A 15,081-nucleotide genomic window follows, 5' to 3' on the forward strand; every position below is an offset into this window, starting at 1 on the left:
TTTGTTCTATTCGTTTCCCTCGAATCACGTATCGTCCCGGAATGTCCTTCGGCTTCTTTCGCACCCCGACGAAACCCAAGCCCACGCCCGTCGTGGAGCGCGAGCATTGCGTTGCCGGCCGCACGCTGCCGCTCAAGATCGTCGAGAACGACCGTGCCCGCCGCCTTACACTGCGCATCGATTCCGGCGGCCGCGGCTTGCGCATCACCGTGCCGCCGGGGCTGCGGCGCGGCGAGGTGGAAAAATTCCTCGACCGCCATCAGGACTGGCTGGAGCAAAGGCTAGCCAAAGTGCCCAACCGGCCGCAGGTGCGGCCCGGCATCAAGATACCGGTGCGCGGCGTGCCGCATCGCATCGTCCATGAACCGTCGAAACGCGGCACCGTCACGCTGTCGCGCGACGAGCGCGGGCCGCTGATGATCGTGCATGGCGAGCGCCTGCATCTGCCGCGCCGCATCGCTGATTTCCTCAAGCGCGAAGCCAAGCGCGAGATCGAAGCGCTGGTGACCAAGCACAGCGCGGCGATCGGCAAACGGGCCAAGGCGATCCGCTTCAAGGATACGTCGAGCCGCTGGGGGTCCTGCACGTCGGACGGCAATCTGTCGTTTTCCTGGCGCATCATGATGGCGCCGCGGCCGGTGATAAACTACCTCGTCGCGCATGAGGTGGCGCATCTCAAGGAGATGAACCACGGGCCCAAATTCTGGAAGTTATGCGAGCAGCTCTGCCCGGATACCGAGCGCTGCAAGGATTGGCTCAAGCGCAATGGCGGCGCGCTGCAGGCGATCGCGTTCGAGTAGTTGTCCGATCAATCGTCATTCGCCGCGTTCAACTCCTCCGGCCGCAACCCCTCATCGACATGGCGGGGCCAGGGCAGAAAATCCTTCTCGAAGGTCTCGTTGCTGAAATAAGCCAGCGCCCGGTGCGCCTCGGCGCCGTTGAAAGCCGCCTTGTCCATCAAATGAGCGATGACCTCATGGGCCTGCGCCAGCTTTTGCCTGAGTTCCGCGACGGTCTTTTCCGGCATGATCTTTGTTCTCCCGCCTTTGTGCCTGAGCAAGTAGCGTTGCGCTCTTAGATTAGCGAGGTAGCGCGTTCCGCTCTTACATTAGCAAGGTAGCGCGTTCCACGCTGGCGGCAAACAGGATGCTTTTTCTCGACTCTTTGGCCGTTTCGTGCCAATCCCGCGCCATGGCGCTCGACATCAAGATATGCGGGTTGAAGACCGACAAGGCACTGGCTGCGGCATTGGCCGGCGGCGCCAGCCATGTCGGCTTCATTTTCTTTGCCAAAAGCCCGCGCTATGTCGAGCCGGCGGAAGCCGGCCGCCTGCGCGAAGCGGCGCGCGGCAAGGCTAAGGCGGTTGCCGTGACGGTCGACGCCAGCGATGCGTTCCTGGACGAGATCGTCGAAAAGATGCAGCCCGACATGCTGCAGCTTCACGGCGCCGAGCCCCCCGAGCGGGTGGCAGAGGTGAAGGCCCGCTACGGTTTGCCGGTGATGAAGGCGCTGCCGGTCAGCGAGGCTGCCGATCTCGCGCGGGTCAAACCCTTCATCGGCATTGCCGACCGCTTCCTGTTCGATGCCAAGCCGCCTAAGGGTTCGGAATTGCCGGGCGGCAACGGTCTTGCCTTCGACTGGCGCATTCTGGCTGGCCTTGACGCCGGCGTCGATTACATGCTTTCCGGTGGGCTCAATGCCGGCAATATCGGCGACGCCTTTCGGCTGGCGAACCCGCCCGGAATAGATGTTTCCTCGGGCGTGGAGAGCGCGCCGGGCGTCAAGGAACCGGCGCTGATCGAACAATTTTTCCGCGCCGTCGGGGCAGCACGCGACAACCGCGCCGCCTGACCACGCTTCAAACCTCAGACCAGGAGATCGGCGATGGACAAGCCGGCGATACCGAATTCCTTCCGCACCGGCCCCGACGAGCAGGGCATGTTCGGCATTTTTGGCGGTCGTTTCGTTGCCGAAACGCTGATGCCGCTGATCCTCGAACTGGAGCGGCACTGGAACGAGGTCAAGAATGACCCGGATTTCAAGGCCGAACTGACCGATCTCTCGACGCATTACGCCGGGCGGCCGTCGAAGCTCTATTTCGCCGAAGGCCTGACCAGGCATCTTCGTGAGGTGTCCTTGGCGAAGGGCCTCGGGGGCGGCGCGAAGGTCTATTTCAAGCGCGAGGACCTGAACCACACCGGCTCGCACAAGATCAACAACTGCCTCGGCCAGATCCTGCTCGCCAAGCGCATGGGCAAGACGAGGATCATCGCAGAGACCGGTGCCGGCCAGCATGGTGTCGCTTCCGCCACGGTCGCGGCGCGCTTCGGGCTTCCTTGTATCGTCTATATGGGCGCGACCGACGTCGCCCGGCAAAGCCCCAACGTCTTTCGCATGAAGCTTCTGGGCGCCGAGGTGCGGCCGGTGACGGCCGGCCACGGCACGCTGAAGGACGCCATGAACGAGGCCCTGCGCGACTGGGTGACCAACGTCGAGGATACCTATTATCTGATCGGCACCGCCGCCGGCCCGCACCCCTATCCGGAGCTGGTGCGCGACTTCCAGTCGGTGATCGGCACCGAGGCGCGCGCCCAGATCCTCGAGCAGGAAGGCCGGCTGCCTGACACCATCATCGCTTGCGTCGGCGGCGGTTCCAACGCTATCGGCCTGTTCCATCCCTTCCTCGACGACAGTGGGGTGCGCATCATCGGCGTAGAAGCCGGAGGCCGCGGCCTCGACGGCATCGAGCATTGCGCCTCGATGAGTGCCGGCGCGCCCGGCGTGCTGCATGGCAACCGTACCTACCTCCTGCAGAACGCCGACGGTCAGATCATGGACGGCCACTCGATCTCGGCCGGCCTCGACTATCCCGGCGTCGGACCGGAGCACTCATGGCTGCGCGATTCCGGCCGCGTCGACTACGTGCCGATCCTCGACAGCGAGGCGCTGGAGGCGTTCCAGTTGACGACACGCGTCGAGGGCATCATTCCTGCGCTTGAATCGGCCCATGCCATCGCACAGGCGGTGAAGATCGTGCCTGACATGGACAAGGACCAGATCGTCATCGTCAACCTGTCCGGCCGCGGCGACAAAGACGTGCATACGGTGGCCAATATGCTGGGCATGGAGATCTGATCATGGCCACCCGTATCGACCGCCGCATGGCAAAGCTGAAGGCCGAGGGCCGACCGGCACTCGTAACCTATTTCATGGGCGGCGACCCTGACTACGACACGTCGCTCTCGATCATGAAGGCGCTGCCCGGCGCCGGCAGCGACATCATCGAGCTCGGCATGCCGTTTTCCGATCCGATGGCCGACGGCCCGGCGATCCAGGCGGCCGGCTTGCGGGCGCTGAAGGGCGGCCAGACACTGGTCAAGACACTGAAGATGGCCTCGGAATTCCGCGCCGGCGACAGTGAAACGCCGATCGTCTTGATGGGCTATTACAATCCGATCTACATCTACGGGGTCGAGCGCTTCCTGAGCGACGCGCTGGCCAGCGGCATAGACGGGCTGATCGTCGTCGACCTGCCGCCGGAGATGGATGAGGAACTTTGTATCCCGGCACTCAAGGCCGGCGTCAATTTCATCCGGCTGGCGACGCCGACCACCGACGACAAGCGCCTGCCCAAGGTGCTGCAGAACACCTCCGGCTTCGTCTATTATGTGTCGATGACCGGTATCACCGGTTCGGCGCTGGCCGACACCGGCAAGGTGGCGGCAGCTGTCAAGCGCATCAAGAGCCATACCGACCTGCCGGTCTGCGTCGGCTTCGGCGTCAAGACAGCAGAGCAGGCGCGCATCATCGGCGCGTCGGCCGATGGCGTCGTTGTCGGCACCGCGATTGTCAATGCCGTCGCCAACGTGCTCGGGCCGAAGGGCGAAAAGACCGCCGATCCGGCCGAGGCCGTCGCCACGCTGGTCAGCGGACTTTCGCAAGGGGTTCGCGCGGCTCGCCTTGCTGCCGCCGAATAATCTTCCTACGTCTTCTTAAGGGACAGGAGCCGAAGCGATGAACTGGATCACCAATTACGTCCGTCCGAAGATCAATTCGATGCTCGGCCGCCGCACCGACATGCCGGAAAACTTGTGGATCAAGGATCCCGAGACCGGCGAAATGGTGTTCCATAAGGATCTGGAGCAGAACCAGTTCGTCATCCCGTCCTCCGGCCACCATATGAAGATATCGGCTAAGGAACGGCTGAAATTCTTCCTCGACGACGGCAAATACGAGACGCTGGAAAACCCCAAGGTCGTTCAGGATCCGCTCAAGTTCCGCGACGAGAAGCGCTACGTAGACCGGCTGAAGGATGCCAAGGCCAAGACCGGCATGGAAGACGCCATCATCAATGCGCTGGGCACGGTCGAAGGCGTTCCGGTGGTGGTGACGGTGCAGGATTTTGCCTTCATGGGCGGCTCGCTCGGCATGGCGGCCGGTGACGCCATCGTGCATGGTTTCGAGGTCGCCTTGCAGCGCAAGCGGCCGCTGATCCTGTTTGCGGCCTCCGGCGGCGCGCGTATGCAGGAAGGCATCCTGTCGCTGATGCAGTTGCCGCGGACCACGGTCGGCGTCGACAGGCTGAAGGAGGCCGGCCTGCCCTACATCGTCGTCCTGACCAACCCGACGACCGGTGGCGTCACCGCCTCCTACGCCATGCTGGGCGACGTGCACATTGCCGAACCAGGCGCGCTGATCGGCTTTGCCGGACCGCGTGTCATCGAGCAGACGATCAGGGAAAAACTGCCCGAAGGCTTCCAGCGCGCCGAATATCTGATGGAACACGGCATGGTCGACATGGTGGTGTCACGGCTGGAGATGCGCCAGACGATTGCGCGGCTGCTGAGAATGCTGCTCAAGCTGCCGGAGGAGCAAAAACCGCAGGAGCCGGAGATCCTGCCGCCGTCGTTGATTCCGGCCGAAGCCCGGCCGCACGCCTGACGCGACATCACGCGGCGCGAGCGGCTGTTGTGTGCCGTTGCGCACGCGCCTAGGATTCTCCCATGACCACGCTTGCCGCCGACCGCGAAATCGAGAGCCTGATGGCGCTTCATCCGAAGGGCTTCGACCTTTCGCTCGACCGCATTTCGCGGCTGCTCGAACGCCTCGGCAATCCGCAGGACCAGCTGCCGCCGGTCATCCACATCGCCGGCACCAATGGCAAGGGCTCCTGTGCCGCCTTTTCACGGGCGCTGCTCGAAGCAGCCGACTACCGCGTCCACGTCCACACTTCGCCACACTTAGTGAACTGGCACGAGCGCTACCGGCTGGCCGCCGATGGCGGCGGCAGGCTGGTTGACGACAAGGTCTTCGCCGAAGCCATCGCCCGGGTCGCCGAGGCCAATCAAGGCCAGAAGATCACCGTCTTCGAAATCCTCACCGCCGTCACCTTCCTGCTGTTTTCCGAACATCCGGCCGATGCCGTCATCCTCGAGGTCGGCCTTGGCGGCCGCTTCGACGCCACCAATGTCATCGCCGAGCCGGCCGTGTCGGTGATCATGCCGGTCTCGCTCGACCACGAAGCCTATCTCGGCGACCGCGTCGAGCTGATCGCCGCCGAAAAGGCCGGCATCATCAAGCGCGGGTGCCCGGTCGTCATCGGCGCGCAGGAAAGCGAGACGGCCCAGCAGGTGCTCATCGAAACCGCCGAACGGCTCGACTGCCCCGCCTTCGTCTATGGCCAGGATTTCCTTGCCTATGAGGAAAACGGCCGCATGGTCTATCAGGACGAAGATGGATTGATGGATCTGCCGCCGCCGCGCCTGCCGGGGCGCCATCAATTCGCCAACGCGGCGGCTGCGATCGCGGCGGTCAAGGCGGCCGGCTTCGAGATCAGCCACCGCGCTGCCGAGAAGGCGATGGCGAATGTCGCCTGGCCGGGCCGCATGCAAAAGCTGCCGCAAGGCCGGTTGAGCGAACTGGCGCCGAAGGGCGCCGACATCTGGCTCGACGGCGGCCATAATCCCGGCGCCGGCGTGGTCGTCGCTGAGGCGCTGGCCGAGCAGGAGGAAAAGAACCCGCGGCCGCTGTTCCTGATCTCGGGCATGATCAACACCAAGGACCAGAGCGGCTATTTCCGGGCCTTCAAAGGGCTGGTGCGGCACGTCTACACCGTGCCGGTGAGCCTGAGCGACGCCGGCGTGCCGAACGACGAACTGGCGACCCGCGCCATTGAGGCAGGCTTGTCGGCCGAACCGGTTAGTTCCGTTGTAAGCGCACTGATGCTGCTGCGCGACACATGGGACGGACCGCCGCCGCGCATCCTGATCGGCGGATCGCTTTACCTGGCCGGCGCGGTACTGGCCGAAAACGGCACGCCGCCAACCTGAGGCGTGCGTTCGCCCGGGCCGCGATGGCGCCACACCTGTCAGATCACCGCGAGGAGCCAGTCATGATCAAGGTAAAGCAGCTCGCACACGTTTGCATTTTCGCGAATGACCTGGAGATGACGCGAAGCTTCTATCGGGACGTTCTCGGCATGGACACTCAGTTCAATTTCCTGCGCGAGGCGAAGATTTTCGGCTTCTACCTCAATTGCGGCAGCCGTAGCCACGTCGAGGTGTTCCAGAAAGACGGCGCAAGCTATAGCGACTTGAACCAGATCAACCACTTCTGCCTCGAAGTGGAAAACATCGACGCCGCGATCGCCCATCTGAGGTCAAAGGGGGTCGATGTCACTTCCAAGAAACGCGCGTGCGATGACACCTACCAAGCTTGGATCCGCGACCCCAACGGTGTGAAGATCGAACTGTTCGAATACACTGAGAAAAGCGCACAATTCGTCGGCGGCGATCGTATCGCGGATTGGTGAATAGCGCCGCGCCGGACAATTGTAGCGGCGCAGCCGGTGGTTGGTGGACTACTTCAGTTCGACCTCGATGAAGGCGAATTCGCCATCGTTTGCGCTGATAACGTCATGTTCGACGCCCTCGTTGCGGAAATACGGCGCGCCCTTCTTCATCTCGGCGAAGGATTCGCCATCCTTGGTCAGGAGCTTCACCTTGCCGTCGGTCAGCGGCACGATCACATAGTCGTGGCCGTGGCGGTGCCAGCCGGTGTTGTCACCGGGAGCGAAGCGGTATTCGGTGACGATGACGCGCTCATTGTCGATGAAGACGGTGGCCTTGGCGGATCCGGTCATGTCGCTTCTCCTTTGTATTCAGAAGAGAAGAATACCGGGCGGCAAGCCGCGAGTGCCAGAGCGCCCCACCAATGACGCCAGCAAAAGAAAGCCCGGCGCGAGGCCGGGCTTTTCTGCAAAATTCTGATCGGATCAGGCGAGGCTGCCGTTGATCCAATGCGACAATGCCGTTTTCGGCGCAGCACCGACCTTCATGTCGGCGACTTCGCCGCCCTTGAAGATCATCAGCGTCGGGATCGAGCGCACGCCGAACTGCGCGGCCAGCTCAGGATTCTCGTCTATGTTGAGCTTGGCGACCTTTATCTTGCTGCCGAGTTCGATGGCGATGTCCTCGAGCGCCGGGGCGATCATCTTGCACGGGCCGCACCATTCCGCCCAGAAATCGACCACGACCGGCTCCTTGGCATTGAGCACGTCGGCCTGGAAATTGCTCTTGTCGACCTTGACGGTGGCCATGCTGAGATCCTTTCGATTTGTTCGTCGCACCAAATGTGGTGGTGATCGCGTCCGTCTTCAAGCAAGTGTTGTGTCACGCTCCCGTGAGTCTAGCAAGCGCGTCGTCCATGGCCGCTGCCGGCAGCTCGATCAGCCGCGGCGCCTCGGTGAACAGCAGCGCCGCCGAGACCTCGCGTCCCGGATAGAGCGGCTGAAGCAGCGCGCGATAGAGTGCGAGCTGCAGAACATAGGCTTGCGGGACTTCGGCGAGCGTAGCTGGCGCTGGCCGATTGGTCTTGTAGTCGACGATCGAAACCTTGTCCGGCGTTACTGTCAGCCGGTCGATCTTGCCGGAAATCGAGCGCAGTTTGCCGCTCACCTCCAGGCTGCCCATGATGGCGATTTCAGCGCGCGAGTCTGGCGCAAACAGCGGCGCGAAGCGGCTGTCAGCAAGAATTCTGAAAACGCCAGCCAGTGCCTTGTCGCGCTCGTCGTCGGGCCATGCCGCGCCGGCTCCTGCCAGATAGCGTTCGGCGGCATCCCGGCGTTTTCCCTCGTCGATGCCGGGCAGCATCTGCAGCAATTTGTGCAGCGCCAGCCCGCGCACGACGGCAAAGCCGGGCTCGGCGTCGGCATCCAGCACCGGCGAACGCGTGTCGGCCACCGCTTGCCGCGCCTCGTCGATCAGCACCGAGGCGCCGGACGGCGAGAGCGGCCGCGGCAATTCCTCGAAGGGCGGCAGAGGCTGGAACAGGGTTTCCGGCAATGGCGCAAAGCGTTCAGCCTGTCGTGCCTCATCCACTGACGCCAGTGGCATGGGCGACAGTTTCGTCGCCTGGAAACGATGCACGGTCTCGCCGGTGGCGGGATGCCGGCGTGCTTCGCTCTCCGCGGCACCGACCAGTGCGCGGCTGACGATCGAATGCCAGGTGCCGGTATTCGGCGCCCGCTTGCCATGGTAGCCGCAGACGATCAGTCGATCCTCGGCGCGGGTCATGCCGACATAGAGCAGCCGGCGATATTCATCGTCGGCGAGCTCTCGGGCGCGGGCCGATGCGGCGCGTGAAAATCCATTGGCGACATCGCTGGCTGAACGCCAGAGATAACCCTTGCCCTCCCAGCAGTCGCCCGAGCCTTCGAACGGCATCAATCTCGGCAGATGTTGGTCGCTGAACGGCGCGGAGCCGCCATCGACAAGGAATACCACCGGCGCCTCCAGGCCTTTGGCGGCATGCACGGTCATGACGCGAACCTCGTCGCGGGTCTGGTCCATTTCGCGCTTGATCTCGGGGCCGGCGTTTTCCAACGTCGACAGGAAGGATTCCAGTCCCGGCAGGCCGGTCCGCTCCTCGGCCAGGCAGAAATTCAGGAATTCGTCGAGGATGTCGCCGGCCTCCGGCCCGAGCCGCGCGATCATCTTCTTGCGCAGGCCATCGCGGGCGAGAGCTGCAGCATAGAATTCGAACACCGGCTTGAATGCGGCCTCGTTCGACCATGTGTCGAGCCGGCTGACGACGGCGGCCAACGCCACGCTTTCGCCGGCATGCCGGCGCAGCGAGGCGATCAGCGAGACGCCCGACGGCCTCTCCGCAGCAAGCGCGAAAAGCTGCTCTTCCGAGACATCGAAGATCGGGCTGCGCAGCACGGCGGCCAGCGACAGATCGTCCTCGGGCTGGACGAGAAAATGACCGAGTGCGATCAGGTCCTTCACCGCGATATGGCCAGGCAGGCTGAGCCGGTCGGCGCCGGCCACCGGGATGCCGCGGCGCTTCAACGCCCGTGTCAGGGCATGAACGAAGCGGTCGCGCTTGCGCACCAGCACCAGCACGTCGCCGGGCCGGAGTCTCTTGCCACGCCCTTCGATGACCTCGCCGCCGCCGATCCAGCCGGCAATGGTCGCTGCAACCTTTTCGGCAACGCGCACCGCCGGTGCGTGGGCGTGATCCACCGCTTGCGTCCAGTCGTCCGGTTCGTCGACGGCGTCGGCGCCGAGCGAGGGCCAGACCTCGACATAGCCCGGCGCATCGTTGCGGATCGCCTTGTGGTCGAGCGGATCGGGATCGTGGCTGATGCCGCGCCGCACGTCCGGGTCGGCAAAGACACGATCCACCGCCGCAAGCACGTCGTCGGTCGAGCGAAACGACCAGGTCAGCTTGAGATCGGCGAAGGCGGCGGCGGCGGATCTGACTTTGCCGGCAAACAAAATCCGGCTGTCGGCAAAGGAGTCCGGGGCGGCTCCCTGGAAGGAATAGATCGACTGCTTTTCGTCGCCGACCGCAAAGATGGTGCGGTGGACGGCGTCGCGTGCGCCGAGTCCGGCAAAGAACTCCTCCGCCAGCCGCTTGACCACCTCCCACTGGTCGGGACTGGTGTCTTGCGCCTCGTCGAGGAGGATGTGGTCGATGCCCTGGTCGAGCTTGTATTGCACCCATGGGCCGGCGTCGGGCCGCGCCAGTAGATGGACCGTGCGGGTGATCAGGTCGTTGAAGTCGAGGAAGCCGCGGGCGCGCTTCAATTGCTCGTAGCGGGCGATCAGCCAGTCGGCGATGGTCAGCGCCGCACGCGTGCCCTCCAGCATCCTGAACAAGGCCAGCCGGTCGGAGATTTCGAGAATGGCGTCGACCGCCGCCAGATATCGTTCAGCAAGATCGGGCAACCGGTCCAGCAATGCCCTTTTGAACGTCTTTGCCGGATCGTAAGGCTCGCCGTCGGCCCTCAGGAAAGCCTTGGAGAGCAAATTCAGGCGACGGACCGGATGCTCCTCGGCGAAGGCGAGACGGGCGTATGGCAGCATATTGTTCAGCACCACGCGCGCATCGGCGGCCTCGGCCGCCCGCGAAAAGGTGACGAGATAATCCGGCAGGAAGCCGGGCAGCGGCCAGACGGAGGCGGCTATGCCTTCGGGCGTCTGGCCGGCGCGGAACTGAAACTCGTCGAACAGCGCCTGAAAACCATCGCCGCCGGCCGCGGCGATGAACGCACGCAAACCATCGCGCTTGCGCACGATCTCGGCCAGCAGTGCGTCGAGCCCATGTTCGCCGCCGCGCTCAAGCACGGTGGCGAAGGCCTCGGCCAACGCCGCATCGCCTGCAACGCCGCCCGAAATCATGTCGCGGCGGGCGGCGGCGAACAGCGAAGCCTCCATTTGCGGATCGAGCATTTCGAAATGCGCCGGGATATTGGCTTCCAGCGGGAACTGATGCAGCACCGATTCGCAGAAGGCGTGGATGGTCTGGATCTTCAGCCCGCCCGGTGTTTCCAGCGCCTCCGCAAACAACCGCCGCGCCCGGCGCATGGTTTCGCGGTCGGGCTGGCGGCCGTCCAGCGCCTCTATCCGTGTCGAGAGCTCGGCATCGCCCAAGGTCGTCCATTGCGACAGGGTGGAAAACACACGGTTCGACATGTTGGCGGCTGCGGCACGCGTATAGGTCAGGCACAGGATCTTGGACGGATCGGTGCCACGCAGCAAAAGCCGGATAACGCGCTGGGCGAGTACATGGGTCTTGCCGGATCCGGCGTTGGCCGACACCCAGGCGGAATTGCGCGGGTCGGACGCGCTTGCCTGGCTCGCGGCAGTGTCGCTTGGAATGGGGTAGGCCTTTTTCATGCCTCCCCTCCCTCGTCGTCGGCGTCGCCGCCGGCGGACCATTCGAGCACGCGGGCGAGATGGTCATAGTCGCCGTCGGTCTCGCCCTCGCGGAACGGCAGCGCCCGCGACAGATAGCCGGTCGCGGGGTCGGCGTAGTGGATCAGCAGTTTTTCCAGCCGCGCCCACGCTTCTTCGGCGAGATCGGCGGCGGTTCGCGGCTTGCGGTTGTATTCGAGGATGGATTCCTCGAACACTTCACCATTCGGCCTCAGCCGCACGAAGGCCAGTTGCGACGGCTCGCATGCGCCAAGCTCCTTGAAAGCGCCGCGCCTGAGCAGCGCGCCCTCCAGCGCCAGTTGCGGCGCGAGCAGCGTGTGCGCCTGTGCTTTGGATGGCGACGAGCCGGTCTTGTAGTCGAGGATGTCGGCCATTCCGCCAGCCAGCAGATCGATGCGATCGGCATAGCCGGACAGGGTTACGCCGGATCGGCCGACCCCGGTCTTTTCGGCGCGTTCCTCGGCGTGCCGCCGTGCCACGGCTGCGGCCCGGCCGCGCTCCCATTCGATGATGCCGGCGGCAAGCTTTTCGAAGCGTGGCCACCACACCGCCTCGACATCGGCGGGCAGCGCAGCCTCGGCAAAGCAGGAGCGGCCTGCGGCGATAAGCCCGTCCAGCGCCTCCGGCGCGCGCGGGTCGGCCACCCTCGCTGAGAAGAGGTGCAGAATTGCGTGAAACAGCGTGCCACGCTCGGCAGCGCCCGGATCGCGAATGACCGGATCGAGCGGCATCAGGCCGAGTATCCTTCTGGCATAGACCGCATAAGGATCGCGACGCAGCGTTTCGATCTCCGTGACCGAGAAGTGGTGCGGCCGTACGGTGAGCGGCGGTTTCGGCTGCGGCCGCGGCGCAAAGTCCTGCTTTTCGCCGGCATCGAGCACACGCGCCCAGGCAAGCAGTTCATCGCCGCGCCGGCGAAGTCCCGTAGCATGGTCCTCGCCGACGAAGGTAAGGATACGCTGCAGCCAGCGCGAGGGCACCGACGGTGCGTCGCCGGAACGGGCGGAGCGGGCCAGCACCAATTTCTTGGCGCCCATGGCCATCTGGAAATCATGGGCGGCAAGGCCGATGCGCCGCTCCGGCGGTTCAAGATCGATGCCGGTCTTCATCAGCCGCGACATGAAGCGGTCGCTCTCCGGCTTGCGCGGCCACACGCCTTCGTTGAGCCCGCCGACGACCAGCGTGTCGACATCCTGAAGCCGCGCTTCCAGCACACCCCAGATGGCGATGTTCCTGTCGGTGCCTTGCGCCGGCTTGACCATCTCGGGCGCGATCAGCGCCTCCATCACGTCAGGCCATTCGTCAGCCGCGAAGGAGAACGACACCGAGGCCGCGACCAGCCCGCGCAAGAGCTCGGCAAGCTTTTCGCCGGCATCGCCGGCATAGAGTTCGCTCAGGCTGCCGTCGGCGGCGCGTCCGAGGCTTTCGAGCGCAACGACGCTGGCACGCACAAGCGTGGCAAGATCGGCATTTTCCTCGCCGCGAAAAGCAACCAGCGGCGCCAGCGCAGCCGCTAGCCGGATCAGCAGCTCGCGCGCCTGTTCGATGCGCCTGACCGAGAGGCGCGATCGCCAGAAAGGCGGGCGGCGATTGCCGCCGCCGTCGAATTCGAGGAGCCGCGTGCCGAAGAGCTGCGGCAGCGACGCGACGTCCGGACGCCCGGTGCCACCGCGCAGCGCCACGAGTTCGACGATTTCGGCCGCATGGCGCACGCTTGCCCGCTCTCGGCCGAGGCCAAGCAGCGGATGCTTGAGCAGCGACAGCAAGGCGACCGGGTCGCCCGGCCGGAAGGCTGCCTGAAGCGCCAGCCTGCGCAGGGGGGCGGCGGGCGGGTTGATGAGCGGCGTGCCCCCGGAATCGTCGGCGGCGACGCCGAAGCGCAACAGCTCGACCGAGACGCGCCGCGCCAGCGCGCGATCGCCGGTGACCAGCGCGGCGCGCTGGCCGGGCCGTTCGACGGCCTGTTTGAGCGCGACGGCGATCGCCACGGCCTCATCGCGTTCGCTGGCGGCTTCGAGAAGCGTCACGTCAGCGAAGGCCTCGGCAACATCACCGGCCGTAAAGCGGGCGCGCGTCTCGGCCCAGAGCTCGGTAGTCTCCGCCGGGCGAAGCGCTTCGCCGACGAGTGCGGCGCGCAATGCAAGCGGCCGCGGCGCAACAGCAAGGTCCTCGACGTCGGCGCGCCGCACGCCGATCTTGCCGATCAACTTTGCCAGGCCGTATTGCGGGTGGCCAAGCAGGGCCGGGCGCGCACCGAGTGCACTGATGGCGGCAAAGGACGGCTCGTCCAGTGTCCGGTCGAGCCCAGGCAGCACAACGGCGCCATTGGGCAGACCGGCGATCACGGCAAGCAGCTCGGCCGTGGCTGGGATCGATCCTGTGGAGCCGGCGGCGATCACCGGCCCGGCCGGCGGATTGCGCCTGAGCCGCGCTGCCTCCAGCCTTATCAGGGCATTGCGATGCGCGGCGGGATTGGAGCGATGGCGTTCCTCGAGCAGCTTCGGCCAGTTCTCGGTCACGATGCTCAGGAAATCGAGCGTCACCTGCCACCAGCCTGCGAGATTGCCGGTCACAAGGTCGGCGAGCCTCGCCCAATCCGTGCCCTCGGTCTCGATCTCGTCCATCAGCCGCGCCAGGTCGCGCGCCAGCCAGAGCGCGTCGGCGGCGGAGGCCGGGATGACGATCTCCTCGTCGAACAGTGCCGCGACATGTGCCGGCAGGCGGCGTTTCCACGCTCGCACCAGCGGCGCAAGCAGCAGCAGGCGCTCTACCGCGGCGATCGGCGGCGCAAGGTCGATGGCGGCCGAAGCTCCTGCCTCGAAGGGGGCTTCATCTTCGTCGAACTCGCCAAGCGGGCGGATGACCGGCAGGATCGCCGAGCGGCTTCCCGAGCGCGAGAGAGCATCGACGAATTCGCCGCGAAGCGCCCGCGCCGAACGGCGCGTCGGCACATAGATGGTGAGATCGGCCAGCATCAGCGGATCGCCATCATAGGCAAAGCCGGGAACCAGGCGCCCTGCAAGCAGCGCCTCTGCCAGCGTCGGCAGGAACGGCGCTCCGGGCGGAATCGAGAAAACGCGGCGGGAGCCGCTCATTTCAACTCGGTAAGAGCGCCGGGTGCCTCAGCAACAGCATTGGGCGTGCCGGCAAGCGCGGCGGCGACCGCTGCTTCCGCCCGCGGGATCGCGTCAGGTGTGCCGACTGTGATCCAGTGACCCTGCATCTTCATGCCGAACAGGCGGCCGGCGGCGATTGCCGCATCGAAATAGGCGTTGAGCGACAGCGGGCCGGCCGGCGCATCCTTGAAGATGCGCGGATGGACGATTGCGGCGCCGGCATAGATCAGGCCGGCCGGATCGTTGTTCGCACGCCGCAAGGTGCCGTCCGGCGCCATCAGGAAATCGGTGCCGCCGCTATGTCCGGTTGCCGACTGAAGATCCGCAAGCATTAGCAGAATGTCCCTTGTCGCGCCCTCCCATGCAAGAGCAAGTCGCCTGAGATTGGAAACGCCGCTGTCGATCCAGAAGGTGTCCGCGTTAAGCACATAGAAGGGCGCCCCTAACCAGGGCAATGCCTTGACGATACCGCCGGCAGAGTCGAGCAAGCCGCTGCTCTCATCCGAAATGACGATTCTCGGCGCATTGCGGCGGGCTACATGGTCCACGATCTGTTTCGGCAGGTAGTGGACGTTGACGACGGCCTTGGCGACGCCGGCTTCGGCTAGGCAATCCAGCCCCCAGTCGAGCAATGTCTTGCCGGCGATCTTGACCAGCGGCTTCGGCATGGTGTCGGTGATCGGCCGCATGCGCTTGCCGAGCCCGGCGGCGAGCACCATGGCGGTCGTTGGCATCGGTCCCTC

13 protein-coding genes are annotated in these 15,081 nt (G+C 65.0%); 7 read left to right on the forward strand and 6 right to left on the reverse strand.

Annotated features, from left to right (window positions below; genetic code table 11):
* Positions 1-41: 41 nt before the first annotated feature.
* On the forward strand, positions 42-800 hold the full coding sequence (locus NKJ35_RS25790) for a M48 family metallopeptidase (protein ID WP_352650183.1): 759 nt from the start codon (positions 42-44) through the stop codon (positions 798-800).
* Positions 801-808: 8 nt separating this feature from the next.
* Here NKJ35_RS25790 and NKJ35_RS25795 read toward each other — a convergent pair whose 3' ends face one another.
* On the reverse strand, positions 809-1,027 hold the full coding sequence (locus NKJ35_RS25795) for a hypothetical protein (RefSeq protein WP_254815955.1): 219 nt from the start codon (positions 1,025-1,027) through the stop codon (positions 809-811).
* Positions 1,028-1,191: 164 nt separating this feature from the next.
* Between NKJ35_RS25795 and NKJ35_RS25800 the strand changes: the two genes are divergently transcribed.
* The 6 genes from NKJ35_RS25800 (at position 1,192) to NKJ35_RS25825 (ending at position 6,811) form a co-directional block, all read left to right on the forward strand.
* Positions 1,192-1,851, forward strand: coding sequence for a phosphoribosylanthranilate isomerase (locus NKJ35_RS25800; protein WP_352650220.1), 660 nt, complete (start codon positions 1,192-1,194; stop codon positions 1,849-1,851).
* Positions 1,852-1,884: 33 nt separating this feature from the next.
* Positions 1,885-3,135 carry a tryptophan synthase subunit beta gene (trpB, locus tag NKJ35_RS25805; protein ID WP_254815954.1) on the forward strand — a complete coding sequence of 417 codons (1,251 nt, stop codon included), beginning with the start codon at positions 1,885-1,887 and terminating at the stop codon, positions 3,133-3,135.
* 2 nt (positions 3,136-3,137) lie between these two features.
* On the forward strand, positions 3,138-3,977 hold the full coding sequence (trpA, locus tag NKJ35_RS25810; protein WP_352650186.1) for a tryptophan synthase subunit alpha: 840 nt from the start codon (positions 3,138-3,140) through the stop codon (positions 3,975-3,977).
* A gap of 37 nt (positions 3,978-4,014) precedes the next feature.
* A complete protein-coding gene (gene accD / locus NKJ35_RS25815) occupies positions 4,015-4,941 on the forward strand; it encodes an acetyl-CoA carboxylase, carboxyltransferase subunit beta (RefSeq protein ID WP_352650188.1) in 927 nt (308 codons plus the stop codon).
* A 62-nt stretch (positions 4,942-5,003) separates the two neighbouring features.
* Complete coding sequence (locus NKJ35_RS25820) at positions 5,004-6,329, forward strand: bifunctional folylpolyglutamate synthase/dihydrofolate synthase (RefSeq protein ID WP_352650190.1); 1,326 nt, start codon at positions 5,004-5,006, stop codon at positions 6,327-6,329.
* A gap of 62 nt (positions 6,330-6,391) precedes the next feature.
* On the forward strand, positions 6,392-6,811 hold the full coding sequence (locus NKJ35_RS25825; protein ID WP_352650192.1) for a VOC family protein: 420 nt from the start codon (positions 6,392-6,394) through the stop codon (positions 6,809-6,811).
* A gap of 48 nt (positions 6,812-6,859) precedes the next feature.
* Here the strand turns inward: NKJ35_RS25825 and NKJ35_RS25830 are convergent, their stop codons facing one another.
* The 5 genes from NKJ35_RS25830 to NKJ35_RS25850 form a co-directional block, all read right to left on the reverse strand.
* On the reverse strand, positions 6,860-7,141 hold the full coding sequence (locus NKJ35_RS25830; RefSeq protein ID WP_023718287.1) for a cupin domain-containing protein: 282 nt from the start codon (positions 7,139-7,141) through the stop codon (positions 6,860-6,862).
* A 132-nt stretch (positions 7,142-7,273) separates the two neighbouring features.
* Positions 7,274-7,597 (reverse strand): thioredoxin, encoded by a 324-nt coding sequence (gene trxA / locus NKJ35_RS25835; protein WP_352650194.1) that lies wholly within the window; start codon positions 7,595-7,597, stop codon positions 7,274-7,276.
* A 73-nt stretch (positions 7,598-7,670) separates the two neighbouring features.
* Entirely contained in the window at positions 7,671-11,183 is a 3,513-nt protein-coding gene (gene addA, locus NKJ35_RS25840) for a double-strand break repair helicase AddA (protein ID WP_352650195.1), read from the reverse strand.
* On the reverse strand, positions 11,180-14,317 hold the full coding sequence (gene addB / locus NKJ35_RS25845; RefSeq protein ID WP_352650197.1) for a double-strand break repair protein AddB: 3,138 nt from the start codon (positions 14,315-14,317) through the stop codon (positions 11,180-11,182). The genes addA and addB overlap by 4 nt, the downstream gene beginning before the upstream one ends.
* The gene (locus NKJ35_RS25850; RefSeq protein WP_352650199.1) at positions 14,314-15,072 is read right to left on the reverse strand and encodes a nucleotidyltransferase family protein; all 759 of its coding nucleotides are present in this window, start codon (positions 15,070-15,072) and stop codon (positions 14,314-14,316) included. Before NKJ35_RS25850 ends, addB begins: the two co-directional genes overlap by 4 nt.
* Positions 15,073-15,081: the final 9 nt, after the last annotated feature.

The sequence above is a fragment of the Mesorhizobium sp. M0136 genome (assembly GCF_040322515.1).
GTDB lineage: Bacteria > Pseudomonadota > Alphaproteobacteria > Rhizobiales > Rhizobiaceae > Mesorhizobium.